This is a genomic window from Corallococcus caeni, assembly GCF_036245865.1.
In the GTDB taxonomy this organism is placed as follows: Bacteria; Myxococcota; Myxococcia; order Myxococcales; family Myxococcaceae; genus Corallococcus; species Corallococcus caeni.
The window spans coordinates 159,717-185,230 of record NZ_BTTW01000007.1 but is presented as its reverse complement, the minus strand read 5'-3'; the positions used below and the strand labels follow the sequence as shown (position 1 = coordinate 185,230).

The window sequence follows — 25,514 nt, the reverse complement described above, 5'->3', positions numbered from 1 at the left end:
TCAGGACAAAGGCACGCAGTGGGGGTGTGGGCATGCCCATGGGACGGCGGCATGGATGTCTTTGTGAACCGTTCACACCGCGGGGGCCGGGCCGTCCTGGGAGACAGGGCGCGGCGCACGAAGCCGCCTTTTCGCGAGTGAACCATGTCTGTCCATTCCCTCCGGCACGGGCGCGGGTTGCGCCGGGCCCGGCTTGGCGCCCTCCTCCTGGTGCTGGCCGCCTCGCTGGGAGGGGTCGTCGCGCTGGGGCTGGGTGAGGCGTGGCGCGGGGATGCCCGCCTCCAGTTCGAGCGGCTCGCGGCGCAGGGCGCGATCCTCCAGGGGCCGGTGGAGATGTTCCTGCGCGTGGGCATGACGCTGGAGCAGTTCACCGGCTTCACCCAGCTGGCGCGCACGCTGCGCGAGGCGGACCCCACGCTGGAGGCGGTCCGCGTCCTGGACGACCAGGGCCGGCTGCTCTTCTCCGAGCCCCCCGGCCCGGAGGTCCCTGCCCCCGCGGCCCGCCGCGTCCCTCCCCTGCCCCACCAGCGCTTCGCGGTGACGGAGGACGCGCGCTCCTTCCGCGTGTCGCTGCCGCTGTCGGACCGCTTCGGGGAGGTGGGCCGCCTGGAGCTGGTGATGTCCCGGGAGGCGGTGTCGCAGCGGGTGCTGCGGCGCTGCCAGCCCCTCTTCACGCTACTGGGGGGCTGTCTGCTGTTCCTGGGGGCCTTCGTGGCGGGCGCGCAGCGGCTGTGGATGCGGCGTCCCCGGCGCTGGCTGGGCGCGGCGTTCTCCCTGGGCTTCCTGGGCCTGACGGTGGCCACGTCCCTGGCGCTGGCGGAGCTCTATTCGGACGGGCTGCACCAGCGCACCAGCAGCCTGGCGCACTCGCTGGCGCGGCGGCTGAACGAGGCGGCGCGGCTGGGCCTGACGCTCTCCCACCTGCGGGGCCTGGACACCCTGCTGGAGGAGTACCAGCGCACCAACGCGGACCTGGGCTCGCTGGCGCTCATCGCGGATGAGCGGGTGCTCGTCCAGGCGGATGCGGGTGCGGGGCGCACGGGGGACGAGCGCTTCGAGTACACCATCGACCTGGAGCTCACGGAGGGCCCGTGGAACCTCCCCGTGCGCCTGGAGGTGGACGCCGCGAAGGGCGCGCTCCAGGCGCGGCTGTGGCGCGCCGTCCCGGGCTTCCTCTTCCTCTTCGCCGCCTCGAGCCTGCTGGGCCTGCTGGTGCTCGGAGCCCTGGCGCCCCTGCCCCGGCGTGGCGCGGGCTCGCGCGTCTTCGAGCAGCGGACGGTGGGCCGGCTCCAGCCGCTCGCCTTCCTCGGAGGCTTCCTGGAGGGGCTCCCGTTCGCCTTCCTCCCCGTCGCCGCGGAGGCCCTCTTCCCGGGGGGCGGCGCCGCGCTGCTCGCCGTCGCCTTCCACGGAGCCTGCGCGCTCGCGTTCGTCCCCTCCGGGCATTACGCGCGGCAGGGGCAGCTCGGGCGCTGGCTCGTGGTGGCCCTGGGGGTGTCCACCGCGGCGTTCGCGTTGATGGCGTTCACCTCGGACCTGCGCGCGTGGCTGGTGCTGCGCGGGCTCTGCGGGTTCGGGTTGGGGGCGCTGGCGGCCGGGACGCGGGCGTATCTGCTCGCCGCGCTTCCCCCGGCACAGCCGCCGCGGCGCCTCGCGCGACTCACCCTGGCGCGGGGTGGCGGCCTGCTCGCCGGCACGGTGCTGGGCGCGCTCGTGGCGGCCCACCTGGGCCCGTCCCCGGTGTTCCTGTTCGCGGCCCTCTGTGGCCTGGGCGCGCTCGCGTATTCGCGGCTCTGGCTGCCTCCGCTGGAGGCGCGGGACCGCTCCGCCGGACCTCGTGCATTCCGGGCCTCCCTCACGCCTCCGCCCCCGGCTCCCGGGGCGTGGAGTCCGCGCGAGCACCGCGGGGCGCTGCTGTTCGTCGGGCTGCCGTCGTGGCTCGCGCGCGGGGGCGTGCTCGGCCTCGTGGTGCCCCTGTGGCTGGTGAGCGAGGGCAAGGACACGGACCGCATCGGTCAATGGCTCGCCCTCGTCGCGCTGGGCGCGTTGCTTCCCCTGGCCCTGCCGGCGCGCGTCGACGGGAGCCGGAGACTGCTCCAGGGGGGCGTGCTGGGCACCGGGCTGTCACTGCTCGCGCTCTCTGCCTTCGGCACGCTGGAGCCCGTCCGCGCGCTGGCGCTCTGCCTGCTGGGAATGTCCCTGGGGCTGCTCCACGTCCCGCTCGACCACCACCTCGAAAACCCGCCGGCGCAGGGCGTGCGCGGGCGCTCCTGGCCCACCATCGCTCCGCTGCTCGGCGCGCTCGGGCAGTGCGTGGGGCCGCTCCTCGTCAGCGCCTTCTGGAGGCCCACGGAGGATCCGCTCCCGGTGCTCGGAGGGCTGGGCGTCGGGGTGCTGTTGCTGGGGGCCGCCCATTCCTGGATGACCCGGGCCACGCCCGGTCGCGAGGTGCGGCATGCGTGACGGTCTTCTCCACAGGCGCGGGTGGCTGCTGGGCCTGCTGCTGCTCCTGTGCGTTCCCCGTCCGGCCCAGGCACAGCCGGACGACCTCTCCGCCTGGGTGGCCCTGCCCCCGGAGACGCTGCGCGGCTGGCGGGTGGAGGCGACCGCGCAGCGGATCCTCATCACCCATGAACAGCCCCCCACGCCCCAGCTCCCGGCGCGCGAGGTGCTGGTGCTGCTCACCGTGGCCCAGAGCAGCCTCAATTGGATTTTGGAGGGCATGCTGCCCGTGCTGCGCAACTCGCGCGTGCGGGTGGACCTCACGCTCTACAAGCTCGGCACGGGCCGCGAGGAGCAGGAGCGGATGCTGGCGCTGGCGGACTCCGGCCAGTTCGACCTCATCGTCGCCATGGGCTCGGACGCGACGCGCTTTCTCTACAACCGCTTCGGCAACCAGCCCACGCCGGTGGTGGCGCTGTGCAAGGCGCCGGAGCTGTGGCTGGGCTTCGAGGAAGGCGCTTCACAGCAGGCCAAGCCCGACAACATGGCCTTCGTCTCGCTGTCGCTCTCCCCCGACGTGCAGCTGCACTACCTCCAGGAGCTGCTGGGCCCGTTGAAGGTGCTGACGGTGGTGTACGACCGCCGCAACCAGAGCACGGTGGAGGTGGAGGCGGAGGCCATGCGGCGGCTGTCCGCGCGGGACGGGTTCCAGTTGCTGGAGCTGGCGGTGGAGGGCAAGCGCGGCGCGGAGGAGACGCTGTCCGAACAGCTTCCGCGCATGGCCCGCGCGATGCGGCAGATAGACCCCGGCGGCCGGCACAGCCTCTTCTGGGTCACCACCTCCTCCGCAGTGTACGACGAGCTGGAGCGCATCGACCGGTACTCCGAGGGCATCCCCGTGCTGGGCTCCGTGCGCGAGGCCGTGCGCGAGGGAAACGCCAGCGCGGTCATGTCCATCGGCGTGCCCTTCAAGAGCGCCGGCCAGCTGGGCGCGCGCTACATGCTGGAGGTGCTGGACTCGCGCCTCCCGGCGTCGCGGCTGCCCATGGGCGTCATCTCCCCGCCGGACCTGGCCATCCACCTGCGGCGGGCGCGGCAGCTGGACATCAAGCTGCCCTTCCACTTCCTGGAGCAGGCCAGCTCCCTCTACGACCTGGATGGCCGGCTGGTGCGCCAGGACGGACAGCCCGCCGTGTCCGCCCCCGCGGCCTCGCCATGAGCGCTGGCGTCGCGAAGCCCGCGCCCCTGGAGCTGCTGCTGGAGCTGGTGCGCGCGCAGGAGGCGGGCGACCCGTTCCACTTCCGGATGGAGCCACAGGAGTACCTCCTGCGCAGGGCCCGGGGCAGCTACGCACGCGCGGCGCTCGACTGGGAGCCGGCGCTCCTGTCGGACCTCGCGGAGCTGGAGAAGCCCCGGCCGGACCGCAACGTGGTGCAGCGTCTGGGGGAACGGCTGCGCGCGTTCCTGGAAGGCGTGGGCTGGGATGCCCAGGCGAACGACATCGCCGCCGCCGTCCAGGTGGGGCGCCCGGTGCACCTCACCTTCCGCTTCGCCGCGGCGGAGCTCTTCGCGCTGCCCTGGGAGCTGCTCACGCTGGGCACCTCCGGGCGCGCCGTGGCGGAGCTCCCCGGCGTCCTCATCCGCTACGAATGGCCCGCGTCCGCGGACGTGCCCGCGCCGGGCACCTCCCAGCAGGGCCGGATCCTCTTCGCCTGGTCCGCCGCCGGAGGCCAGGTGCCGGCCCGGGCGCATCAGCAGGAGGTCAGCGCGGCCTGCCGACAGGGCGCGTACCCGTTCGAGCCGGAGCGGGACGTCCTGCCCCACGTCTCGCTGGCGTCGCTGTCGGACGCGCTCAACCGGCCCGGCGAACCCGTATCCGTGCTCCACCTGCTGTGCCACGGCGGCCGGCGCGGTCAGACGTATGGGCTGCTCTGGGACGCGTCCTGGGAGGGAGGCGAACCGGAGCTGGTGGACGGCGCGACGCTGCGCCAGCTGCTCATGCCCCACGCTGCGACGCTGCGGCTGGTGGTGCTGTGCGCGTGCCAGAGTGGCGCGGGCGCGACGGACAACCACCTGGGCAGCGTGGCCCAGGCGCTCCACCGCGCGGGGCTGCCCGCGGTGGTGGCCTCGCGGCTGCTGCTCTCCGTGCCGGGCTCCGTGGTGCTCACGCGCGCCCTCTACCGCGCGCTGCTGGTGACGCCCGCGTCGCTGGAGGAGGCGGTGGGGGACGCCCGGCGCCAGCTGGCGCTGGACACCACCGCGTTGGATCACGTCTCGCTCCAGCTCTACGCGCGCGCGGAGCACGGCGGGGACACGCGCCCGGTGGCGCTCAGACCCTACCGGGGCCTCCTGCCCTTCCAGCAGGAGGACCGCCGCTTCTTCTTCGGCCGCGAGTCGCTCCAGCAGGAGCTGCTCCAGCGCGTCCACGAGGCGGTGGAGGGCCAGCGTCCCCGCTTCCAGGTGCTGGCCGGTGTCTCCGGCAGCGGCAAGTCCTCGCTCGCGCTCGCGGGCCTGCCCCAGGAGCTCCGGGCCGCGGACTGGGAGGTGCGGCTGCTCAAGCCCGGACAGGGCGCGGCGGAGGTGCTCCACCAGGTGCGCCAGGCTCCACCGGAGCGCCGGCAGCTCCTGCTGGTGGACCCCTTCGAGGACCTCTTCACCGCGATGGAGGCCCCGGCGCGCCGCGATCTGGCCACCGCGCTGTGGAGCCTCGCGAAGGACCCGGAGCGCCAGGTGGTGGTGCTGGCCACGCTCCAGGTGGACTACCTGGGACGCTGTGGCGACCTGGTGGTGGACGCGGAGGGCACGCGCCTGGACGCGGCCGTGTACTCGGACGCCCACCGCCTCTTCGTCACGGAGCTGCAGGGGGACGCGCTGCGAGCGGCCATCGAGGGCCCCGCGCACAAGGTGGGGCTGCGCTTCGAGGCCGGGCTGGTGGACCGGCTCCTCCAGGAGGTGGGGCAGGAGCCCGGGTCGCTGCCGCTGCTCCAGTACGCGTTGGATCAGCTCTGGGAGGAGCGCGAGGGACAGCAGCTCACCCACCGCGCCTACGCGGCCCTGGGCGGCGTCGCGGGGGCGCTGAAGCGGGCGGCGAACCGGCTCTATGAGTCATTGCCCCCGAGCGCCCAGGGACAGGCGCGCCGGCTGCTGGTGGAGCTGGTGGACTTCCAGGGTGGGCCCTCGCATGGCAGGCGCCGGCGGGTGCGCTCGCAGCAGCTGCGCCCCACCCCGCCGGAGCCCCGCGCCGACTTCGACCGGGTGCTGGGAGTGCTGCTCACCGCGCGGCTGCTGACCCGGGAAGAGGACGCGTCGGGCGTGGAGTGGTTGCAGCTGTCGCACGAGTCCCTGCTGCGCACCTGGCCCCAGTTGGAGGAGTGGGCCCGCGCGGACCGCGAGCGCCTCCAGCACTTCCGCGAGCTGGAGTCCTGGGCCCGGGACTGGCTCGCGCACCGGAGCGCTCCCGACGGCGGCGCGCCCTACCTGCTGTCCGGAAGCCGGCTGGGCTACGCGCAGGACATCCTGCGGCGCTACAGCGAGGAGCCGGGCGAGGACGTCCTCCAACTGCTGGACGCCAGCGTGGCCTCCGCCGAGGCCCAGGACGCGTCGGCACGCCAGCGCCTGGTGCGGCTGCTGGTGGCCGCGTTGGTGGTGGCGGGAGGGATGGCGGCCCTCGCGTGGAACGCGCGCCAGTTGGAGGCCCGGGCCTCGCGGGAGCGGCAGGAGGCGCAACACCACGCCCAGCGCGCCCGGGACCTGGTGCTGCTGGACGTCGCCCGGAAGCTGCGGCGGGACAACCCCACGCTGGCCCTGCTCATGCTCCGCGAGGTCCAGGAGCCCGGCCGGCTCCGGGGCTGGGCCCAGGACGTGTCCGGGGTCCTCCAGGAGCCGCTGAGCCGCGCGGTGCTGCGCGGCCACACCCAAGCCGTGGTCCACGTGGAGGTCAGTCCGGACGGGCAGCGCGTGGTGACGGCGTCGAAGGACGGCACCGCGCGGCTGTGGCGGACCAGCGGCGAGGGAGCGCCGGTGGTGCTCACGGGCCACGAGGGGCCCGTCTACCACGCCACCTTCAGCCCGGTGGGAGGGCAGCGCGTGCTCACCTCCTCGCACGACGGCACGGCGCGGCTGTGGAACACGGCGGACGGCGCGCTCCTGCGGACGTTCCGGCACCGCGGCGTCGTGCAGTGGGGGGCCTTCAGCCCGGACGGCCAGCGCGTGGCCACGGCCTCTCGAGACGGGCTGGCGCGGCTGTGGCAAGTGGACGGCACCGGAGCGCCGCGCGAAGTGCGACACCGGGGCGCCGTGCAGACCGTGGCCTTCAGCCCGGATGGGAGGTGGCTGCTGACGGCCTCGCTGGACGGCACCGCGCGCCTGGTTCCCGTGGAGGGGACGGAAGGCCCGCGCGAGCTGCCCCACCCCGCCCCCGTCACCTCCGCCACGTTCGACCCGGAGGGCACCCACGTGCTGACGGTGGCCCGGGACGGCGTCGCGCGCGTCTGGCCCGTCAACGGCACCACCGCCCCCGTGGCGCTGAGGGGACACCAGGGCGAGCTGACCACCGCGCGCTTCAGCCCGGACGGGCAATGGGTGGTGACGGCGTCGGCGGACACCACCGCGCGCCTCTTCCGGGCCGACGGACGGGGCGAGCCCCGCGTGCTGCGCGGCCACCAGGGCGCCGTGCGCCTGGCCACCTTCGGGGGACCGCTGGGCGAGTGGATCCTCACCGTCTCCTCGGACACCACGGCGCGGCTGTGGTCCACGCGGGAGGACACGCCGCCCCGGCTGCTGCTCGGCCATCGCTCTACCCTGCTGTGGGGCGGCTTCGGTCCGGACGGCAAGCAGGTCGTCACCGCCTCCGTCGACGCCACCGCGCGGGTGTGGCGCCTGGACGCGCCCCAGGACTCGCTCCCGCTCCAGACGTCCGGAGGCTTCCTCTGGTCCGTGGCCTTCAGCCCGGACGGCACGCAGGTGGCCACGGCGTCGCAGGACGGGGCGGTGCGCCTCTGGTCGGAGGACGGGCGGGCCACGCACGTCCTCAGGGGCCATGCGCAGGACGTGCGCTCCGTGGTCTTCAGCCCGGATGGCCGGTGGCTGCTGACGGCCTCGCTGGATGGCACCGCGCGCCTGTGGCCGGCGGACGGGAGCACGTCGGGCCGGCGCGTGCTGGCGTCCCAGCGCGAGCCCTTCTTCGGCGCCGCCTTCAGCCCCGACGGCCAGCGCGTGGCGCTCGCCTCCAGCCCGCGCGCCACCCGCATCGTGAGCGTGGATGGGACGCGGCCGCCCGTCCTGCTCGAGGGCCATGGCGACCAGGTCCGCTCCGTGGCCTTCAGCCCCGACGGCCAGCGCCTCATCACCGCGTCCCAGGATGGCACCGCCCGCATCTGGAGCGCGGAGGGGCGCCTCACCGCCACGCTCTACAGCCACGACGACTGGGTCCTCTCCGCCGCCTTCCACCCGAAGGACTCCACCCAGGTGCTCACGTCCTCGCAGGACGGCACGGCGCGCCTCTGGACCGTGGAGCACGGCCGGGTGCGGGGCGTGCGCGCGGTGCTGCGCCACGACGCGCCGGTGCCCTGGGCCGCCTGGAGCCCGGATGGCGGCCGCGTCGTCACCGCGTGCGCGGACGGCCGTGCCCGCGTCTGGCTCACGGACGCGCCGGAAGAGCCGTACCTCGTCCTGTCCGCGCACGAAGACGAGGTGACCTCCGCCGTGTTCAGCCCCCGCGCGGAGGAGCCCCGGCTCGTCACCGGCTCCACGGACGGCAGCGCCCGGGTGTGGCGTCCGCGCGAGCCGCTCCCCATCGAGCGGCTCCAGGAGAAGCTCCAGGCGACCAGCTCCGCGTGCCTGACGCCCGGCGAGCGACGAGGCCTCTTGGGCGACCTGCCCGCGAAGGCCCTGGAGGCCAACGCCGCGTGTGAGCAGCGGCATGGACGCCCACCGCTCGCGGACGACCCCTGAGCCGTCCAACGGCTCTCACAATTCCCGCGCACCCGGCGTCTTCCAGGCACCCACCACCCGGGAGTCCGCCCGATGGCCTTCTTTGGCTTTGGTTCCAAGTCCCCCAAGTCCTCCAAGTCCGACGCATCCTCAGAGCCCACCGAGCCGAAAGGCGAAACCTTCCAGCCGCTGACGCTGGAGCAGCTGCGCTCGTTCCTTCCCCGGCTGCCCAAGGCGCGCGCGCAGGAGGTACTGCCGCACCTGAACGACGCCATGTCCGAGGCGGGCATCAACACCCCGCGCCGTCAGGCCGCGTTCCTGGCGCAGCTGGCGCACGAGAGCGCCGAGTTCCGCTACTTCGAGGAGCTGGCGACGGGCCGCGCCTACGAGCGGCGCAAGGACCTGGGCAACGTCAAGCCGGGCGACGGCGCGCGCTACAAGGGCCGCGGGCCCATCCAGATCACCGGCCGCACCAACTACCGCGCCGCGGGCAAGGCGCTGGAATTGGACCTGGAGGAGAACCCCACCCGCGCGGCCGACCTGGACGTGGGCTTCCGCACCGCCGCCTGGTTCTGGAACAGCCGCGACCTCAACAAGCACGCCGACAAGGGCGAGTTCGACGCCATCACCCGGCGCATCAACGGCGGCTACAACGGCAAGGCCTCGCGCGACACCTACTACCAGCGCGCGATGCGGCTTCTGGACAAGAAGTAACGAAACACGAAGAGCCCGCGACCTGTCGAAGGCCGCGGGCTCGGTGTCTTCAGGGGGACCTACTTGCGCTTGGCGGGAGCGGGCTCGGGCGCCGCCTCTTCCTCCGCAGGCGCGCTGCCGTCGGAGGACTCGGCGGTGCCGCCCGCCAGGTGCTTGCCTCCGGGACGGAACAGCATGCGCACCGTGAGCTTGCTGGAGTCCTTCTCGTTGAGGTCGTGCAGGCGGGTGTGCTCCTTCTTGGTGCCGCCGCCGAAGATGGAGAACCAGCGCTTGGGCTGCGGCTTGTCCTCGGGGATGTCGCTGTCCTGCTCCGTCATCTCGAAGTCGAAGCTGGCGGAGACCTCCAGCTCCACCACGGAGAAGGAATAGTGCTTGCGGGCCGTCTCCTCCGCGATGTCCAGCGAGGACTGGACGGCCAGGATGAGGTCGTGGATGAGGACTTGCGCGTGGTCAGGCGTGGGATTGGGCTTTGCCATGGGATGGGATTGAAGAAAGAAGGGTGGATGGCGAGCCGCCACCGCCGGGGCTCCAGGACGAAGCACCGGCGGCGGCGGATGTGTCTTGCTTCAGCGTGTTCCGCTTGGACAGACAGCGGGCGTCAGGCGCCGCCGCCGGTGCCGCCACCCTGCGCCGCGAGCACCGCCGCGGGCTTGATGGTGCACTTCACGGTGAGCCCCATGTGCTCCTTGTAGTCGAGCGTGAGCTTCTCCTTGATGCTCATGCGCCAGACGTTGAGGGCAACGTCCGTCTCGCTCTTGATCTCGAAGTCGCTCGTGAGGTTCACCTCGAAGTAGTACTCGGCGATCGTCATCGGATCCATGCCCGACGACATGAGGCGCTGCGCGGTGCGGGCGGCACCCGCGAAGGCGATGATGTAAGCGGACAGCTGTGCGGCGGACTGCATGGGCGTGCTCCTGGGATTGGGTTGACGGCGGACATGCCGGGCACTGCGTCCACAGGACGTCGCATGCTTTTCGTGTGTGAATTCCAACGCCAGACATCAATGGCTCACACGGCCGCCCTCCGCCGCGTCCTGCCATCACGCGCCCGACTTCCCGGTTCGCGTGACGCCAGGAGCCCTCCCCAAGATGAGCACGCAGAACGTCGAGCTGTTGTTGTCCCACGCCGATTCACACGAGCCGGTGGCCCCCGACGGCCTGCCCGCCGACGCCGCGGCTGGGGTTGCGCGCGACGACGACGCGCAGGGGCGCGAGGAGAGCCACCTGTGGGACGACGGCGAGGACCCCAACTCCCTGCCCGCGCAGCGCTGGGGGCTGGTGGCGCCGGAGGGACCTGAAGGAGACCGGCTGCTCGCGCTGCTGGAGCCCCTGCGCCGGCACCGGCAGGAGCAGCAGGACGGCCACCCGGTGCGCGTCTACCGGGTGGGCCCGGAGCTGGCGGCGGAGGGGCGGAACCTGGAGGACTTCACCCGCTGGGTGCGCGTCGTGCTGGACGACGAAGCGGTGCCCGTGGAGGACCGGCCCCGCTACCTGCTGTTCCTGGGGGACTTCCACCAGGTGCCCTTCGAGCTGCAGCAGGCCGCGGCCCACGACGCCTACGTGGGACGGCTGGCCTTCCGGCGCGACGAGGACTACGCGGCCTACGTGGACAAGGTGCTGCGCTGGGAGCACGCGCCCTCTGTGCAGCGCCAGCCCCGCTCGCTCTTCTTCACAGTCCACGACGGCACCGCCGCGACGCGGACGGGCTATCAGTCGCTGGTGGCCCCGGCCATCGCGTCCGCCCGGCAGGCGCGGGAGCTGGGCCGCTTCCCCGCGCGGGACGTGCTGGAGCTGGGCGTGCCGGGAGAGCCCGGCGCCAACGCGCTGCTGGAGCAGGCCGCGCTCCAGGAGCCCACCCTGCTCTTCTCCATGAGCCACGGCCTGGGCAGTCCCCGCGCGGGCTGGCGGAGCACCGACGCGAAGCTCGCGCTCCAGGGGGCGCTCAGCCTGGGCGAAGGCCAGCACCTGGATGGCGCGGCGCTGGCCCAGCGGTCCTTCCTGCCCGGCGGCATCTGGTTCCTCTTCGCGTGCTTCGGCGCGGGCACGCCGTCGCGCAGCGCCTTCCATCACTGGCTCAAACAGTTGCAGGCGGGAGGCCAGTTCAGCGGGAGGCTGGACTCGCTCACCGCGGCGCTGCCCCGGCCCGGGGAGCGCCCCTTCGTCGCCGCGCTGCCGCAGTCCGCGCTGGCCAACCCCCAGGGACCGCTGGCGGTCATCGGCCACGTGGACCTGGCGTGGACGTATGGCTTCCAGGACCGCGACCACCGCCAGGGCAAGGTGTCCCGCTTCCTGGAGCCGCTCCAGCAGCTGGCGCGGGGCCGGCGCGTGGGCCTGGGGCTGGGCTGGCTCTTGCGCGGGGGCCACCAGGCCAACCTGGAGCTGACCACGCTGTATGACCAGGAGGAGTCGGCCCGGAGCGCCGGGAAGCCCTCCACGGTGGATCCGCTGCGGCGCTCGCACCTGTGGATGCTCCGTCAGGACCTGGGCGGCTACGTGCTCCTGGGCGACCCGGCCGTGCGTCTGCCATTGGCTCCGCGCTGACGGCTGGAAACGACAAGAACCCCGGGAGGCGCGCAAGCCCCCCGGGGTTCGGCTTTCGCGACGCCCGATGCTCACTCAGGCGGAGCGGTGCCCGCCGCGCTCCACACCGTGCAGCGTGAGGTTGCGCAGGGTGTCGTCCGCCAGCTCGAAGAGGCTGGCCTGCGCCTTCAGCAGCTGCTCGCGCGCCAGCTGCTCCAGCGCGTAGAACGGCGCCAGGGTCTCCAGCGCCTTGCGCACCCACTCCTCGTGCTGCGCGCGCAGCGGCCGCGCGGCGGCGTCCCCCTCCACGAACTGGCGGGAGTACTCGAGCGCGGAGCGCTGGGCGGCGATGGCCTGGTGCAGGGCGCCCCGCCCCAGGTCCATCAGGTGGGCATACGGATCGACTCTCTTCGCTTCGGTCATGGCATTGCTCCTTCGGGTCAAGACAGGTGGGTGCTGCTAGAGGCGGTGGACGACGGCGCCCGCTTCGGCCGGCGCCAGGTCCTCGTCACCGAACGCCTGGGGCCCGTTCGCCACGGACTGCGTCCACGGCGAACTCGCCAGGGCGCGCTTCATGTCGCGGTAGCCGTCCGCCCGGCGCTCCGCGATGGAGGCGCGGGAGAACTCCGCGTCGCTGCTGGAGATCTGGTGCTCACCGCGCTGGTACGTCAGGTGGATGATGTCCAGCCGGGGCGCGGGCTTCGCCAGGGGCTCGTCGCTGAACGCGAGCGGCGAGGACGCGGACATGTGCCGCGTCACCTGGGTCGAGGCCCGGCGCAGGTTCCACACCGTCGCGAACTGGTCCACCTGCTGCGACGTGCGGCCCGCGAACTGGATGGACTTCATGCGCCAGCTCGCCTCGTCCAGGTTCTGGGGCAGCGGCGCTCGCGCCTCGAACAGATCAATCATGAAGACGAGCGAGTGCCGCTGGGGCGGGTCGTCCAGGATGGCGTTGAGCGGCGTGTTGGTGACGCAGCCGCCGTCCCAGTACAGCTCCCCGTCGATGAGGCTGGGCGGGAAGGCGGGCGGCAGCGCGCCGCTGGCGAGCACGTGGTCCGGCCCCAGGGCGCTGCGCGTGTTGTCGAAGAACACCAGGTGGCCGTCGCTCACGCGGGTGGCCCCCAGGCTCAGCCGCGTCGCGCGGGAGTTGATGTAGTCGAAGTCCACCAGCCGCCGCAGCGTCGAGCGCATGGGCCGGGTGGAGTAGAAGCTCAGCGCCTCCGGCGAGCCCGGCGGCGCCAGCATCGGGGGCACCGCGCGGGGCGCGTAGAAGCCGGGCTGGCCGAAGAGCAGGCTGGTCATGTGGCTGCCCAGGTTGAAAAGCTGGCGCAGGCGGCCCTTGAAGAGCGAGCCCCACTCAGTGCCGGGCCAGGACACCTCCCGCCAGAACGCCTCCAGCCGCTCCAGCCGCTGCTCCGGGCGGTTGCCCGCGACCAGCGCGGCGGTGAAGGCGCCAATGGAGATGCCGGAGACCCAGTCCGGACGCAGGCCGGCCTCCTCCAGGGCCTGATAGGCCCCCACGTGGTAGGCGCCCAGGGCCCCGCCGCCTTGAAAGACGACGATGACCTGCGGGCGCTCCTGGGGTGCTTGCGGCTGTGTCATGGATGTCCTCTCGCGAGTGCTGCGGTGGAGTGCCGCCCCGGAGGAGCGGAGGGCTGATGGATCCCAATCCACCCTTCCCAGTCCCCCGCTCCCCAGGGCAGCGCTCCAGGGACGTCCGCGCCCTCACGGTTGTGAATCCACGCGTGGCCTGACGTCACGGCTTTCACACCCGCCGGGCGTCCGCGTCCTTCAGGCGCAGCTTTCAACCCTGGAGACAGACATGAGTGGACGCGTGGCAGTGGTGACGGGAGGAACGCGCGGCATTGGCGCCGCGAGCGCCGACGCCTTGCGGCAGCAGGGGTACCGCGTGGCGGTCACCTACTATGCGAATGAACAGGCGGCGCAGAACTTCACGGGGCGCACCGGCATCCCGGCGTTCCGCTTCGACGCCGCCAACACCGCCCAGTGTGTCGCGGGCGTGAAGAAGATCACCGAAGCGCTGGGCCCCATCGAGGTGCTGGTGAACAACGCCGGCATCACCCGGGACGCCATGCTGCACAAGATGACGGCCGACCAGTGGAACGAGGTCATCCAGACGAACCTCACCTCGTGCTTCAACCTGTGCAACGTGGTGGTGGGCCCGATGCGCGAGCGCGGCTTCGGCCGCGTCATCAACATCGGGTCCATCAACGGGCAGACGGGCCAGCTGGGCCAGACGGCCTACGCGGCGGCCAAGGCGGGCATGCACGGCTTCACCCTGGCGCTGGCGCGCGAGGGCGCCTCCCGCGGCGTCACCGCCAACCTCATCGCGCCGGGCTACATCGACACGGACCTGGTGCGCACCGTGCCTCCGGACGAGCTGGTGCGCATCCGCGCGCGCATCCCCGTGGGCCGCCTGGGGCGCGCCGACGAGATCGCCCGCGCCGTGACGTTCCTCGCCTCCGACAAGTCCGGCTTCATCACCGGCTCCACGCTCACCATCAATGGTGGGCAGCACATGTACTGAAGGAGGCCGCGAATGGATGCATCCCTGGAGCCCATGCGGCGCGCCTTCCTGGAAGTCCTCCTCCGGCTGGCGATGGACCCCCAGCGGATGCTCGCGGCGGGAATCGACCTGTGGGAACGCTCCCTGCGCGGGGGCGTCCCACCGGAGCCCGCCCCTTCCGACCGCCGCTTCCGGGACCCGGCGTGGCGGGAGCAGCCCTTCTTCGACGGCCTGCGCCGCGCGTACCTCACCGGCGCGGGCTGGCTGGAGGAGCTGGTGGGGCAGGCGCCGGGCGTGGACCGGCACACGGCGCACCAGGCGCGCTTCTACGCGCGCCAGCTCACCGACGCGCTGTCGCCGTCCAACTTCCCCGCGCTCAACCCGGAGGTGCTCCGCGCCGCGCGCGAGTCCCGCGGCCTGAGCCTGCTCAAGGGGATGGAGGCGCTGTGCGAGGACCTGACGCGGGGCCAGGGCCGGCTGGCGACGCGCATGACGGACCGGCGGACGTTCCGGCTGGGGGAGAACCTGGCCACCACGCCGGGCGACGTGGTCCACGAGGAGCGCCTGTTCCAGCTCATCCAGTACCGGCCCACCACGCCCACCGTCCACCGCCAGCCGCTGCTGCTGGTGCCGCCGTGGATCAACAAGTTCTACATCCTGGACCTGCGCCCGGAGAACTCGTTCGTCCGCTGGGCGGTGGAGCGCGGGTACACGGTGTTCCTCATCTCCTGGGTGAACCCCGATGAAACGCACGCGGAAGTGGACTGGGAGGACTACCTCGTGCACGGACTGATTGCCGCGCTGGAGGCCGTCGCCCGCGTCACCGGCGAGGAGCGCGTCTCCACGCTGGGCTACTGCATCGGAGGAACGCTGCTGGCGTCGGGGCTCGCGTGGCTCGCCGCCCAGAAGGATGCGCTCATCGCCAGCGCGACCCTGCTCACCACGCAGGTGGACTTCAGCGAACCGGGCGACCTGGGGGCCTTCATCGACGCGCCACAGCTGGAGCGGCTGGAGGCCCACATGCGCGAGCGCGGCTATCTGGAGGGGCTGGAGATGACGACCACCTTCAACCTGCTCCGGGCGAAGGACCTGCTCTGGCCCTTCGTGGTGAACAACTACCTGCTCGGCCGGGAGCCGGCCCCCAGCGACTTCCTCGCGTGGAGCACCGACCCCACGCGCATGCCCGCGCGCGCGCACGCGACGTACCTGCGGGAGCTGTACCTGCACAACCGCCTGGCCCAGCCGGGCGCGCTGTCGCTCGCGGGCGTGCCCCTGGACCTGGGCCGGGTGAAGACGCCCCTCTACGTGCAAGCCTGCCGGGAGGACCACATCGCGCCCTTCCGCTCGGTGTACCGGGGAGCAAGGCACTACGGGGGCCCCGTGCGGTTCGTGCTCGCGGGCTCGGGCCATGTGGCCGGCGTCATCAACCCGCCGTCCGCGAACCGGTATCGCCATTGGGTCCCCAGGCCCCCTCCGGATGCGTCGTCCGGGAACGCAACCGCGTCAAATGGAGACGCGCCCGCGTCCCGCGAAAACGCGGATGGGATTGCGTCACATGGAAACGCAAATGCGTCATCCGGGAACGCGGATGTGATTGCGCCGTCCGAAATGACGGATGGGATTGCGTCGGAGCCGGACGCGCCGGCGTCCCGGGTGGACGCGGATGGGATTGCGTCGCACGCGGACGCGGACGCGTGGCTTCAGGACGCGGTGGAGCGCCCAGGCTCGTGGTGGACGGACTGGGACGCCTGGCAGGCCAGGCGTTCGGGTGGACGTGTCCCGGCTCGCGTCCCCGGCGAGGGAGGGACGCGAATCATCGAGGCGGCTCCGGGGCGCTACGTGCGATCGCGCATCCTCCCGGAATGAGCAGCGAGAGCCGTGCTCAGCGGGGGCACGGCTCTTGCGAAAGGGTGGTCCGCAGGATGCCGTACGCGAGCTGGATGCGCTTTCTCACGTTGCAGCTGGTCAACCGGAGCTGTTCGGCGATGTCGGCATAGGACATGTCCTGGAGGTAGCGCATCACCAGGGGCACCCTCAGATTGGCAGGGAGCGCCTGGATGCATTCATGCACCGCCGCGGCGCTCTCGCGCTGGAGCAGCCCCGCGTCGGGCAGCTCCTGTGACTCGGGCTCCGAGGGCTCCAGGTCTTCCATCCACTCCTCGGTGTCGCCCCAACGCTGACGCTCGCGGTGGATGTCCATGCAGACGTTATGCAGGATGCGTCCCAGCCAGGCCCTCGGGTTGAGGATCTTCCCGGGCGACACGTAGTTCTGGTGGGCCCGGAGCATCGCGGTGTCCACCGCGTCCTCCGCATCCACCACGTTCCCTCCCATCAGCCGCAGCGCCTGCTGGAACAACGGCTCCTTGTGCTGCTCCCACACACGCCAGAATGAGGGATTGGTGTTTTCTTTCACGGTTTCCAGGGCTCCAAAAGTGCATCTGGAAACGGTGCAGCGAGATGTCTGTGAATAACCCTTGACCCATCCCCAAAAAGGGCACCCCAGAAATCCACGGAAAATCACAAGCCGTAGCGACTGGCGTCTTCCTGGCGTTCACCCCCCGAACGCATGGCGGAGCCAATGAGCGCGCGACAGGAAGCGGAGCCGGACACCCTCGACGAAGAGAACCCCCTGAAGGAGCACCTCGCACTCCAGTGGAGCAGGCAGGCGGGCGCGAGCTTCCCGAAGGTCTGGGTGGGTCACCTGGAGGGCGACGAGCGTGGCGTCTTCGCCAAGGTGCCCATCGCGGCCGGAGAAGAGGTGCTGCGGGTGCCGCGCGCGTGCCTGGTGACGTTGGACGTCGCGAGAGCGTCGGACATCGGCCGGCTCATCGACGCGCACGCGCCCGACACCAGCGAGGAGTGCTACCTGGCGGCGTTCCTGCTCCAGGAGAAGGAGCGCGAGGACTCGGCCTGGAAGCCATACCTGGACGTGCTGCCCCAGTCGTTCCCGCACCTGCCGCTGTTCTTCGACGCGCAGGAGCTGTCGCTGCTCCAGGGCTCCTCCGCGCTGCGCGAGGTGGCGCGGTGGAAGGAGATGCTGCTCGCGCGCTACGCCACGCTGGCGCAGCGGGTGCCGGGCTTCGCGCGCTTCACGCCCGACGCGTATCTCTGGGCGCAGCACGTGTTGATCAGCCGCACCTTCGGCCTGACGTTCGCGGGCAAGCTCACGCGGTGCTTCGTGCCGGTGGCGGACATGCTCAACCACCGCGCCTCGCCGCGCCTGGTGTGGGGCAACGCGGAGGACGGTGAGGCCTTCGTGCTGGTGGCGCAAGAGCCGGTGGCCGCGGGCGAGGAGCTGCACATCAGCTATGGCATCAAGCCCAGCTACCGGTTCCTGCTGAGCTACGGCTTCGTGCCGGAGGACAACCCGGACGACACGCTGGTGCTCTACCTGGGCGTGCCCGAGGACGCGGTGGAGGCGGAGGCAAAGCGGGAGCTGCTCGCGCTGGCGGCTCCGACGTCGCGGCGCCGCTTCGAGGTGCCGCTGCACTACGGGCACACCGCCACGGTGGCGATGTTCTCCTTCCTGCGCGTGGCGTGCGCGAACGCGCGGGAGCTGGCCCGGCTCGCGGAGGAGGCCCGCGAGGAGCAGGGCCTGGGCGAGGTGCCCCCGCTGAGCTCGGAGACGGAGGAGCGCGTCTTCCGCTACCTCCACGAGGCGTGCGACGCGCGGCTCGCGGGCTTCGAGACGACGCTGGAGGAGGACGAGCGGTTGCTCCAGGAGGCGGACCTGTCGCGCAACGCGCGCAACTGCCTGCTCTTGCGGCGCGGTGAGAAGCGGCTGCTGCACGCCTACGCGGGCCTCGCGCGCGCCTTCCTCCCCGCGCTGAGCCTCACCCCGGCCGGCCCCGCCGTGGGCGGATGAGCCGGCTTCATTCCCAGACTTCCAAACGACAGGACATGACCATGGACAAGAAGATCATCGCGGTGGTGGGCGCAACGGGCGAGGAGGGAGGCAGCCTCGCGCGCGCCATCCTCGCGGACACGCAGGGCGGCTTCACGGTGCGCGCGCTCACGCGCAAGCCGGGCTCGGAGCTGGCGCGCCGGCTGGCGAAGCTGGGCGCGGAGGTCGTCGCGGCGGACGTGAGCGACGCGAAGAGCCTGAAGGCCGCCTTCACCGGCGCGCATGGCGCCTTCTGCGTCACCAGCTACTGGGAGAAGCCCGACCCGGAGCGCGAGCTGGCCCAGGCGCGGACGCTGGCGCACGCCGCGAAGGAGGCGGGGGTGGCGCACGTCATCTGGTCCACCCAGGAGGACACCCGGCACTTCATCCCTCCGGAGGACAAGCGGATGCCCATGCTCAAGGGGCACTACCGCGTGCCGCAGTTCGACGTGAAGGGCGCGAGCGACGCGTACTTCAGCGGCCTGGACCTGCCGGTGACGTTCGTGCGCACGGCGTTCGCGTGGGAGAACCTCCTGTCGTTCGGCTTGGGAGGAAAGCGCAACGCGGATGGCACGCTCGACTTCGTGCTGCCCACGGAGGACCGGAAGCTGCCCGGCATCGCCACGGAGGACGTGGGCGGATGCGTCCACGGCATCTTCCAGCGCGGGCCGGAGGCCTGGGCGGGCCGGACGGTGGGCCTGGCCAGCGAGCACCTGACGGGCCAGGAGATCGCCCGGACGCTGAAGCAGGTGCTGGGACAGGAGGTGGTCTTCCACTCCATGGAGCCGGAGGTCTACCGGACGTTCAACTTCCCCGGCGCGTCGGAGCTCGCGAACATGTTCCAGTTCATGCGGGACTTCTCCCCGGAGTACTGCGCCGCCAGGGACCCCGGACTCACGCGCGAGCTGAATCCCCACGTGCAGTCGTTGGCCCGGTGGATTGAACGCAACAGGGCGCGCTTCGTGCGCGCGGCGTGACGTCTGCAGTTACGGGCGCCAGGCCCTGCCTCCCGATCCGCGGAGGCAGGGCGTCCTTCAGCCCGCGCGGCCTCTCAGACGGAGATCTCCCGGCCTCCCCCACCCACGCCAGGAGGCGGCGGCGGAGGCCCCTTGTCCCAGCCATCCTTCCAGAAGAGCCCCATCGCGCCCTGGCAGCTGAGGAAGAACAGCGCGGGGGTGACGATCTTCTTGGGCAGGTACTTCACGAGCCCCTTGCCGAGGACCCAGCTGAAGGCCGAGCCGCCAATCAGCTGCCCCACCTGCTGCTGTCCCCAGTCGAGCGTGTTCTGCTGGGCCTCGGGAGGCAGCGCGTTCCAGAGGGTCGTGACGATCGTCGGATCGACGTTCAGCCCCGAGGCGTACCGGAGCCCGGCCTTGATGGCCCGGGCCGTGAGCAGGTTGTGGTACTGGATCACCTGCTGCTGCTGAGGACCCTGCAAGCCCAGCTGCCCGAGCGTGCGAAGCCCACCGACGAACAGCTGGGGAGGCTTGCTCGCGAGGCCGTAGTAGATGCCCCAGAAGAACGGATACTGCTTTTTCTTTTCGTCGTCGCTCACGGTCATTGCTCCTTGGATGTGGGAGATGCCTCCCTCGGAGCAGACGGAGGAGCTGCGCGCGTGTGAAGCGCGGGGTGTCGCGGCCGGTGATCAGCCCCCGGCTCCAGCTCGACGACTTCGTTTGCACGGAGGACCCGGCTCATGTTTGCCTTGAGAAACCGGTCCTGAGTCCCTTCGCTCGACAGGCAACCCGTAGCGGTGCATCCATGAGGCCCCGATGCTCTGGTATTCGCAGCTTCAGTTCATTGCCTGTGCCGTCCCCACGCAGCCGGCCTACGGACGCGGTCGCTACATTGCCATGCAGCGCCAGAGGGAGGACATCCGCTCCCGCTGCATGCTGATGAAGCTCTCGGCCGAGAAGGCCCGGGCCCATGCGGAGACGAGCTCGAGCTGTCTCAAGGTCTTCGTCGCGCCCGAGTTCTACTTCCGCGGCCGGACCGGGGCATATGATCTCGAAGGGCTCCAGGCCGTCGTCAGTCAGCTCAGGGATTGGGCCTCCGCCCCACAGTGGCGGGACTGGCTGTTCTTCTTCGGAACAGTGGTCGGTACGTTCCTCGACCCGAACAACCAGAACGAGGTCATCAACGCCGCCGTGGTGCACCGGGGAGGCTCGGGCCCGGATGGAACGCGCATCGTCATGAAGGAGGCGCTCGCTCCGGACGACTTCCTCTCGGCGATACATTTGAGGAACACAACGAACCCGGCGCGTGGAATCCTGACGATGGAGCAGCTCGTCGGGCTCAAGGACGGCACCCAATTCGATGCCGTGCAGAACCGGGGACCCGGCAAGGAGCACCAGGAGCGACCGTTCGATGGAACCGGCGTGTTCGACGAAGCAAGGGTCCGTTTCGCGGTGGAGGTGTGCGCGGACCACCTCGTCAGCAGGCTCGCGAAGTCGCCCACCGCCTGGCTGGACTGGCTTCCCCAGGTCCAGGTCATCACGTCCTGTGGTGTCGGGGATTTCAATGCGGATTCCGTGGTGGCCTCGAAGGACGGTTTCGTCTTCCGGTGCGATGGCTTCTTCGCGGAGACCCAGCAATCCGTCGCGGCGCACAGCCGCCTGTCAAAGGTGACGGGCGCCCGGACCCGGAGCCAGGGTGCCACGCTGCAAGAGGTGCAGCGCACGAAGACCGTCAAGCTCCGCAACCACCTGCCCATGTGGTGGAAGCACTGCTTCTCGGAGGCTGGCGAACTGCATGTCTATCCGTCCCAGGCCGCGCCATGGGGCAACGTGCGCTGGTGGTGACAGACCCTCCGGCAGCTGGGCTGACGTGCCCGAGCGCACCACGAAGAGGTCATTCGCCCAGGAACTCCTCCAGCGCCCGGGCGAGCGCCTTGGGGTCGACGGCATGCGTCTGTCCTTCCAGCGTCCGGTGACGTGCGCCGGGAATGGCCCGTGCCAGGGTTTGGATCGCCTCGCGCATCCAGCCCGGGCTCGCGCCTCCGTCCATGACGAGCGTCGCCGCGCGGACGGCCGACATCTGCTCGAGCCGTGAGGGGCCGCGGGCCGTGATGAGCAGGTCGTAGCTCAACGTGTGAGCGAGGTGCTCGAGGCCCGCCCACATCGGCGCCTTGCGCAGCTGCGCGACGGCGGGCGCGGGCATCTGCATCACCTTCGTGAAGTACAGCTCGACGGCCTCCGACCGCCGGTTCCCCGCGACGGCCTCGTCCAGCTGCTTCGCGAGGTCTTCAAATGACCTGGCCCGGCCCGCATCGAGGATGACGGGAGGCTCATAGACAACCAGCTTCGGGATGGAGAATCCTCGCGCCGCGGCGTCCAGGGCCAGGAGGCCACCCGACGAGTTGCCGAACACGGCGGCGGATCCGCCGGCGGCGGTGATGAGCGCCGCCAGGTCCTCCCCTTCCCTGTCGAGCGCATGGGGCAGCGTGTCCCCGCTGTCCCCACGGCCGCGCCGGTCAGGGTTGAACACGGTGAAGCGATGGGCCAGCAGCGCCGCCAGCGGTGCTCCCGAGGTCGGCGCAGTGCGGTCGCAGAACGCTCCGCCCACCAGGATGAGCGGTGGACCCTTGCCGGTGACCTCGAACGCGATGGACGTCCCATCGGCGGACTTGACGGTGTGGATTGTCATGGCGGTTCTTTCAGTGCGAGGCAAAAGGGGGATAGCCGTGCGTGCGGAAGGGAACGTCGAGCTCGCGGCAGATCTCGGTCAGGACCTCGGGCGAATGGTAGTAGTCCCGCAGCCGCGCGATGCGGTCGCCGTCCAGCTCGACCCGCACGACGGCATGCACGGCGTCTCCCGACCACCAGAGGAAGAGCGATTCGCCACGGTGCGCGCGGAGTTCGCAACGCGGCGGATCCACGAGCACGTAGCCGCCCTCGGGACAGCCGAAGAGCGTTCCCTTGAGCGATCCGTCCCGGACCGCCCGGGCCCCGTACTCGATCTTGAAGCCCGGATACTCCAGGGTCGCCGTATCGAGGAGGAGCGCCGTGAGACGATCCAGGTCCCGCGCGTTGAAGGCGTCGCAGAATGCGTTGAGGACGGCGGGCACCACCGGAGCCGGCTCATCCGGTTCCGGCGTCACCAGCTTCGCCCGCCCCCTGTGCAGGGCGGCCTTGATGGCGCCGGTCGTGGTGGAGAGCGCCTCGGCGGTCTCCTCCAGTGACAGCCCGAAGGCATCCTTGAGTACGACCGCCGCTCGCTCCTGCGGCGAGAGCTGCGACAACAGCGTCCCCGCGGCCTCACGCGTCGCACGAGGCTCGGCGCGCGTCGCCGGCTCCGGAGCCTCGATGGCGTCGGGGGCCGGTACCTCGCGCGCCTGCCGCATCCGGTTGAGCCACAGGTTGCTCGCGACCCGGAAGAGCCACGCCCGCGGGCTGCGCGGCGGCTCCACCATGATGGCGAGGCTCGCGAACGCCCGGGCCATCGTCTCCTGGGCCATGTCCTCGGCATCCCAGGGGCTGCGCGTCAGTTGCCGGCAGTACCGGTAGAGGTCCGGGCGCAGGGGTTCGTAGGTATCGAGGAAGCGGCGCCAGGACGCCTTGACGGCGTGTCCCAGCAGGTCCTGTGACTCAGTGCTCATGCAGGGGAGACACGCGACGGGCGAAAAAGGATACGTCAGCAGGCGGAGAATGCGGCCCCTTGCTTCCTTGGTTGCCCCCTTCCCTGCCTACGTCACGCGTCAGGGGCGGTGGCTAGGGTTGTCACCATGGACGTGCGCAAGAAGCTGGAGATCCTCGCCGATGCCGCCAAGTACGACGCCTCGTGTTCGAGCAGCGGCGGCAAACGGAAGGCCGGGAAGGAAGGGCTCGGCAGCGTCGAGGGCATGGGCATCTGTCACAGCTACACGCCGGATGGCCGGTGTGTGTCGTTGCTCAAGATCCTGCTCACCAACTTCTGCATCTACGATTGCCAGTACTGCATCAACCGCATCTCCAGTGACACCGCCCGGGCGCGCTTCACGCCCGCGGAGGTGGTGCGGCTCACGCTCGACTTCTACAAGCGCAACTACATCGAGGGCCTGTTCCTGAGCTCCGGCGTCATCAAGAGCCCGGACTACACGATGGAGCAGCTCATCGAGGTGGCGCGCACGCTGCGCGAGGTGCACGGCTTCCAGGGCTACCTCCACCTCAAGGCGGTACCGGGCGCATCCAAGGAGCTCATCGACAAGGCGGGCCTGTACGCGGACCGGCTGAGCGCCAACATCGAGCTGCCGACGGATGGCGACCTGAAGAAGCTCGCGCCGGAGAAGAGCTTCGCCGTCACGGGCGGGACGATGAAGGAGATCTCCGCCCGGGTGGAGCAATCCAGGGCCGAGCGCCAGGAGAGCCCCAAGGCGCCGAAGTTCGCCCCCGCGGGCCAGAGCACGCAGATGATCGTCGGCGCCACGCCCACGCCGGACGCGGCCATCCTCGACACCGCGAGCCGCCTCTACACGCGCTTCAAGCTCAAGCGTGTGTACTACTCGGGCTACAGCCCCATCCCGCTCGTCGACGCCCGCCTGCCCGCGAAGTCTCCGCCGCTCGTGCGCGAGCACCGGCTGTATCAGGCGGACTGGCTCCTGCGCTTCTATGGATTTCGCGTGGACGAGCTCACGCCGCCCGAACAGCCGGACCTGTCCCTGGAGCTGGATCCGAAGCTCGCGTGGGCGTTGCGCCGGCGTGAGGCGTTCCCCGTGGACGTGAACCGCGCCCCGCGCGAGGCCCTGCTGCGCGTGCCGGGCATGGGCGTGCGCACGGTGGACCGGCTCCTCCGCATCCGTCGCTGGCACCGCGTCACGCTCGCGGACCTGGCGCGGCTGCGCGTGCCCCTCACGCGCATGAAGCCCTTCATCGTGACGGCGGATCACCGGCCCACGGGGCTCATCGACTCGTCCCGGCTCGCCGAGCGGGTGACGCCGCCCTCCACCCAGCTCTCCCTGTTCACCTCCGCCCGGGAAGCGCTGACCGGAGAACTCTGATGCGGGTGGAGGTGGGGCCGGACCTGGACTCGTTCCGGACGGCGGCGCGCGGACTGCTCGCCCGGGGGGTGTCCCCGGAGCAGGTGCTGTTCACCGAGGAAGGAAGCGGACAGGGCTCGCTGCTCGCGCCGGCAGTGGTACCCGCGAGCGCGCCCGTGGCGGGGCTGTCGGTGCCTCCCGCGTTCCTGGAGCTGGCGCAGAAGGTGGCGTGTCACCGCTCGCCCGAGCGCTGGGGGCTGCTCTACCGGGTGCTGTGGCGGCTGACGCACGGGGAGCGCAAGTTGTTGGAGGTGGAGAGCGACGCAGACGTTTACCGCGTGCTCACGCTGGCCAAGGGCGTGCAGCGCGACGCGCACAAGATGAAGGCCTTCGTGCGCTTCCGGCGGGTGGAGCGGGAGGGCGAGGAGTTCTTCATCGCGTGGCACCGGCCCGAGCACTTCATCGTGCGCTACGTGGCGCCCTTCTTCGCGCGGCGCTTCCCCTCCATGCGCTGGAGCATCCTCACGCCGGACGCGAGCGTGTCCTGGGACCTGGAGCAGCTCACCTACGGGCCGGGCGTGCCGCGCTCGCAAGCCCCCGAAGGGGATGCGTTGGAGGAGATGTGGAGGACGTACTACGCGTCGACCTTCAATCCGGCGCGGCTCAACGTACGGGCCATGCGCGCGGAGATGCCCAAGAAGCACTGGGCCACGCTGCCCGAGACCCGGCTCATCCCGGAGCTGGTGCGACAGGCGCCCCAGCGCACCTCGCGCATGGTGAGCCCGAAGCTGGAGCTCTCTGAATCGAGCCGCTTCATGCCCGAGCACCAGGACCTCGCCTCGCTCGCCCAGGCGGCGCAAGGCTGCCGGGCCTGTCCGCTGCACGAGCGGGCCACGCGCACGGTGTTCGGCGAAGGGCCGGCGGGGGCACGGCTGATGCTCGTGGGTGAGCAACCGGGAGACCAGGAGGACCGGGTGGGCAGGCCCTTCATCGGGCCGGCGGGCCAGCTGCTCGACACGGTGCTCGCCGCGGTGGGCCTGGAGCGCGAGCAGCTCTACGTCACCAACGCGGTGAAGCACTTCGGATGGGTGGAGGGCGAGGAGAAGCAGCGCCTGCACGCGAAGCCCGGACGAAGCGAGGTGCTCGCATGCAAGGGGTGGCTGGACGCCGAGGTGGCGCAGGTGAGGCCGAAGATGATCCTCTGCCTCGGGGCCACGGCGGCGCAGGCCTTCCTCGGGCCGGGCTTCCGCATCAACCTGAGCCGGGGGCAGATCTTCGAAACGCCCTGGGCGAAGGCATGGATGGCGACCTTCCACCCCTCGGCGCTCCTGCGCATGCCGGACGAACGCGCGCGAGCCCAGGCGCGGATCCACTTCGAGGCGGACCTGCGACGAGCGGCGGACACGCTGCGCGCGCTGGGGTGAAGGCGGCGGGTTCGATTCCCGCCGCCTCCGCTGAGCGTCTCCCGGAAGGGACTCAGCTTTCCGGGAGACTGTCGCGAGGGATGTAGCAAACCACGCCGATGCAGGGCTCATGACTGTATTGCTC

Annotated in this window: 20 protein-coding genes; 12 read left to right on the top strand and 8 right to left on the bottom strand. The window is 71.3% G+C overall.

The features are described from left to right. Positions 1 to 144: 144 nt before the first annotated feature. From AABA78_RS27820 to AABA78_RS27805, 4 genes are all read left to right on the top strand, one after another. Positions 145 to 2,460, top strand: coding sequence for an MFS transporter (locus AABA78_RS27820; RefSeq protein WP_338267489.1), 2,316 nt, complete (start codon positions 145 to 147; stop codon positions 2,458 to 2,460). Further along, a complete protein-coding gene (locus AABA78_RS27815; RefSeq protein ID WP_338267487.1) occupies positions 2,453 to 3,658 on the top strand; it encodes an ABC transporter substrate-binding protein in 1,206 nt (401 codons plus the stop codon). Before AABA78_RS27820 ends, AABA78_RS27815 begins: the two co-directional genes overlap by 8 nt. Continuing rightward, positions 3,655 to 8,391 (top strand): nSTAND1 domain-containing NTPase, encoded by a 4,737-nt coding sequence (locus AABA78_RS27810; RefSeq protein ID WP_338267485.1) that lies wholly within the window; start codon positions 3,655 to 3,657, stop codon positions 8,389 to 8,391. Before AABA78_RS27815 ends, AABA78_RS27810 begins: the two co-directional genes overlap by 4 nt. A gap of 72 nt (positions 8,392 to 8,463) precedes the next feature. Continuing rightward, positions 8,464 to 9,084 carry a glycoside hydrolase family 19 protein gene (locus tag AABA78_RS27805; protein WP_338267483.1) on the top strand — a complete coding sequence of 207 codons (621 nt, stop codon included), beginning with the start codon at positions 8,464 to 8,466 and terminating at the stop codon, positions 9,082 to 9,084. 59 nt (positions 9,085 to 9,143) lie between these two features. Here the strand turns inward: AABA78_RS27805 and AABA78_RS27800 are convergent, their stop codons facing one another. Both AABA78_RS27800 and AABA78_RS27795 read right to left on the bottom strand, forming a co-directional pair. Beyond that, positions 9,144 to 9,560 carry a hypothetical protein gene (locus AABA78_RS27800; protein WP_338267480.1) on the bottom strand — a complete coding sequence of 139 codons (417 nt, stop codon included), beginning with the start codon at positions 9,558 to 9,560 and terminating at the stop codon, positions 9,144 to 9,146. Between the two features lie 122 nt (positions 9,561 to 9,682). Then, positions 9,683 to 9,988 (bottom strand): hypothetical protein, encoded by a 306-nt coding sequence (locus tag AABA78_RS27795; protein WP_171413765.1) that lies wholly within the window; start codon positions 9,986 to 9,988, stop codon positions 9,683 to 9,685. 184 nt (positions 9,989 to 10,172) lie between these two features. Here AABA78_RS27795 and AABA78_RS27790 point away from each other — a divergent pair, with 184 nt between their 5' ends. Then, a complete protein-coding gene (locus tag AABA78_RS27790) occupies positions 10,173 to 11,624 on the top strand; it encodes a hypothetical protein (RefSeq protein WP_338267478.1) in 1,452 nt (483 codons plus the stop codon). Positions 11,625 to 11,699: 75 nt separating this feature from the next. Here AABA78_RS27790 and AABA78_RS27785 read toward each other — a convergent pair whose 3' ends face one another. Continuing rightward, the gene (locus AABA78_RS27785) at positions 11,700 to 12,026 is read right to left on the bottom strand and encodes a hypothetical protein (RefSeq protein WP_338267476.1); all 327 of its coding nucleotides are present in this window, start codon (positions 12,024 to 12,026) and stop codon (positions 11,700 to 11,702) included. A gap of 36 nt (positions 12,027 to 12,062) precedes the next feature. Beyond that, positions 12,063 to 13,205 carry a patatin-like phospholipase family protein gene (locus tag AABA78_RS27780; RefSeq protein ID WP_338267475.1) on the bottom strand — a complete coding sequence of 381 codons (1,143 nt, stop codon included), beginning with the start codon at positions 13,203 to 13,205 and terminating at the stop codon, positions 12,063 to 12,065. A 220-nt stretch (positions 13,206 to 13,425) separates the two neighbouring features. Between AABA78_RS27780 and phbB the strand changes: the two genes are divergently transcribed. Next, positions 13,426 to 14,151 (top strand): acetoacetyl-CoA reductase, encoded by a 726-nt coding sequence (gene phbB, locus AABA78_RS27775; protein WP_338267473.1) that lies wholly within the window; start codon positions 13,426 to 13,428, stop codon positions 14,149 to 14,151. A gap of 12 nt (positions 14,152 to 14,163) precedes the next feature. Continuing rightward, positions 14,164 to 15,996 (top strand): PHA/PHB synthase family protein, encoded by a 1,833-nt coding sequence (locus AABA78_RS27770; protein WP_338267470.1) that lies wholly within the window; start codon positions 14,164 to 14,166, stop codon positions 15,994 to 15,996. 16 nt (positions 15,997 to 16,012) lie between these two features. On the opposite strand, the gene AABA78_RS27765 is transcribed toward AABA78_RS27770, so the two are convergent. Continuing rightward, positions 16,013 to 16,543, bottom strand: a complete 531-nt coding sequence (locus AABA78_RS27765) for a sigma-70 family RNA polymerase sigma factor (protein ID WP_171413771.1) — start codon at positions 16,541 to 16,543, stop codon at positions 16,013 to 16,015. Between the two features lie 165 nt (positions 16,544 to 16,708). Between AABA78_RS27765 and AABA78_RS27760 the strand changes: the two genes are divergently transcribed. Next, positions 16,709 to 17,995 carry an SET domain-containing histone-lysine N-methyltransferase gene (locus AABA78_RS27760; RefSeq protein WP_338267468.1) on the top strand — a complete coding sequence of 429 codons (1,287 nt, stop codon included), beginning with the start codon at positions 16,709 to 16,711 and terminating at the stop codon, positions 17,993 to 17,995. 41 nt (positions 17,996 to 18,036) lie between these two features. After that, entirely contained in the window at positions 18,037 to 18,990 is a 954-nt protein-coding gene (locus AABA78_RS27755; RefSeq protein ID WP_338267466.1) for an NmrA/HSCARG family protein, read from the top strand. A 74-nt stretch (positions 18,991 to 19,064) separates the two neighbouring features. Here the strand turns inward: AABA78_RS27755 and AABA78_RS27750 are convergent, their stop codons facing one another. Further along, complete coding sequence (locus AABA78_RS27750) at positions 19,065 to 19,568, bottom strand: hypothetical protein (protein WP_338267464.1); 504 nt, start codon at positions 19,566 to 19,568, stop codon at positions 19,065 to 19,067. Between the two features lie 334 nt (positions 19,569 to 19,902). On the opposite strand from AABA78_RS27750, the gene AABA78_RS27745 reads away from it, so the two are divergent. Further along, positions 19,903 to 20,814 carry a hypothetical protein gene (locus AABA78_RS27745; RefSeq protein WP_338267462.1) on the top strand — a complete coding sequence of 304 codons (912 nt, stop codon included), beginning with the start codon at positions 19,903 to 19,905 and terminating at the stop codon, positions 20,812 to 20,814. Positions 20,815 to 20,863: 49 nt separating this feature from the next. On the opposite strand, the gene AABA78_RS27740 is transcribed toward AABA78_RS27745, so the two are convergent. Together AABA78_RS27740 and AABA78_RS27735 are read right to left on the bottom strand one after the other, a co-directional pair. Next, positions 20,864 to 21,658, bottom strand: a complete 795-nt coding sequence (locus AABA78_RS27740) for an alpha/beta fold hydrolase (protein ID WP_338267460.1) — start codon at positions 21,656 to 21,658, stop codon at positions 20,864 to 20,866. A 10-nt stretch (positions 21,659 to 21,668) separates the two neighbouring features. Beyond that, positions 21,669 to 22,610, bottom strand: a complete 942-nt coding sequence (locus tag AABA78_RS27735; RefSeq protein WP_338267457.1) for a sigma-70 family RNA polymerase sigma factor — start codon at positions 22,608 to 22,610, stop codon at positions 21,669 to 21,671. A 126-nt stretch (positions 22,611 to 22,736) separates the two neighbouring features. Between AABA78_RS27735 and AABA78_RS27730 the strand changes: the two genes are divergently transcribed. Together AABA78_RS27730 and AABA78_RS27725 are read left to right on the top strand one after the other, a co-directional pair. Next, positions 22,737 to 23,987 carry a putative DNA modification/repair radical SAM protein gene (locus tag AABA78_RS27730; protein ID WP_338267455.1) on the top strand — a complete coding sequence of 417 codons (1,251 nt, stop codon included), beginning with the start codon at positions 22,737 to 22,739 and terminating at the stop codon, positions 23,985 to 23,987. After that, positions 23,987 to 25,390 (top strand): UdgX family uracil-DNA binding protein, encoded by a 1,404-nt coding sequence (locus tag AABA78_RS27725; protein WP_338267453.1) that lies wholly within the window; start codon positions 23,987 to 23,989, stop codon positions 25,388 to 25,390. The genes AABA78_RS27730 and AABA78_RS27725 overlap by 1 nt, the downstream gene beginning before the upstream one ends. Positions 25,391 to 25,514: the final 124 nt, after the last annotated feature.

Bases quoted from the DNA above. Each gene is read 5' to 3' on its own strand.
- AABA78_RS27735 (WP_338267457.1), bottom strand. From the start codon at position 22,610: ATGAGCACTGAGTCACAGGACCTGCTGGGACACGCCGTCAAGGCGTCC.
- AABA78_RS27755 (WP_338267466.1), top strand. From the start codon at position 18,037: ATGGACAAGAAGATCATCGCGGTGGTGGGCGCAACGGGCGAGGAGGGA.
- AABA78_RS27805 (WP_338267483.1), top strand. From the start codon at position 8,464: ATGGCCTTCTTTGGCTTTGGTTCCAAGTCCCCCAAGTCCTCCAAGTCC.
- AABA78_RS27810 (WP_338267485.1), top strand. From the start codon at position 3,655: ATGAGCGCTGGCGTCGCGAAGCCCGCGCCCCTGGAGCTGCTGCTGGAG.
- AABA78_RS27760 (WP_338267468.1), top strand. From the start codon at position 16,709: ATGAGCGCGCGACAGGAAGCGGAGCCGGACACCCTCGACGAAGAGAAC.
- AABA78_RS27800 (WP_338267480.1), bottom strand. From the start codon at position 9,560: ATGGCAAAGCCCAATCCCACGCCTGACCACGCGCAAGTCCTCATCCAC.
- AABA78_RS27725 (WP_338267453.1), top strand. From the start codon at position 23,987: ATGCGGGTGGAGGTGGGGCCGGACCTGGACTCGTTCCGGACGGCGGCG.
- AABA78_RS27795 (WP_171413765.1), bottom strand. From the start codon at position 9,988: ATGCAGTCCGCCGCACAGCTGTCCGCTTACATCATCGCCTTCGCGGGT.
- phbB (WP_338267473.1), top strand. From the start codon at position 13,426: ATGAGTGGACGCGTGGCAGTGGTGACGGGAGGAACGCGCGGCATTGGC.
- AABA78_RS27815 (WP_338267487.1), top strand. From the start codon at position 2,453: ATGCGTGACGGTCTTCTCCACAGGCGCGGGTGGCTGCTGGGCCTGCTG.
- AABA78_RS27770 (WP_338267470.1), top strand. From the start codon at position 14,164: ATGGATGCATCCCTGGAGCCCATGCGGCGCGCCTTCCTGGAAGTCCTC.
- AABA78_RS27785 (WP_338267476.1), bottom strand. From the start codon at position 12,026: ATGACCGAAGCGAAGAGAGTCGATCCGTATGCCCACCTGATGGACCTG.
- AABA78_RS27745 (WP_338267462.1), top strand. From the start codon at position 19,903: ATGCTGATGAAGCTCTCGGCCGAGAAGGCCCGGGCCCATGCGGAGACG.
- AABA78_RS27780 (WP_338267475.1), bottom strand. From the start codon at position 13,205: ATGACACAGCCGCAAGCACCCCAGGAGCGCCCGCAGGTCATCGTCGTC.
- AABA78_RS27730 (WP_338267455.1), top strand. From the start codon at position 22,737: ATGGACGTGCGCAAGAAGCTGGAGATCCTCGCCGATGCCGCCAAGTAC.
- AABA78_RS27740 (WP_338267460.1), bottom strand. From the start codon at position 21,658: ATGACAATCCACACCGTCAAGTCCGCCGATGGGACGTCCATCGCGTTC.
- AABA78_RS27820 (WP_338267489.1), top strand. From the start codon at position 145: ATGTCTGTCCATTCCCTCCGGCACGGGCGCGGGTTGCGCCGGGCCCGG.
- AABA78_RS27790 (WP_338267478.1), top strand. From the start codon at position 10,173: ATGAGCACGCAGAACGTCGAGCTGTTGTTGTCCCACGCCGATTCACAC.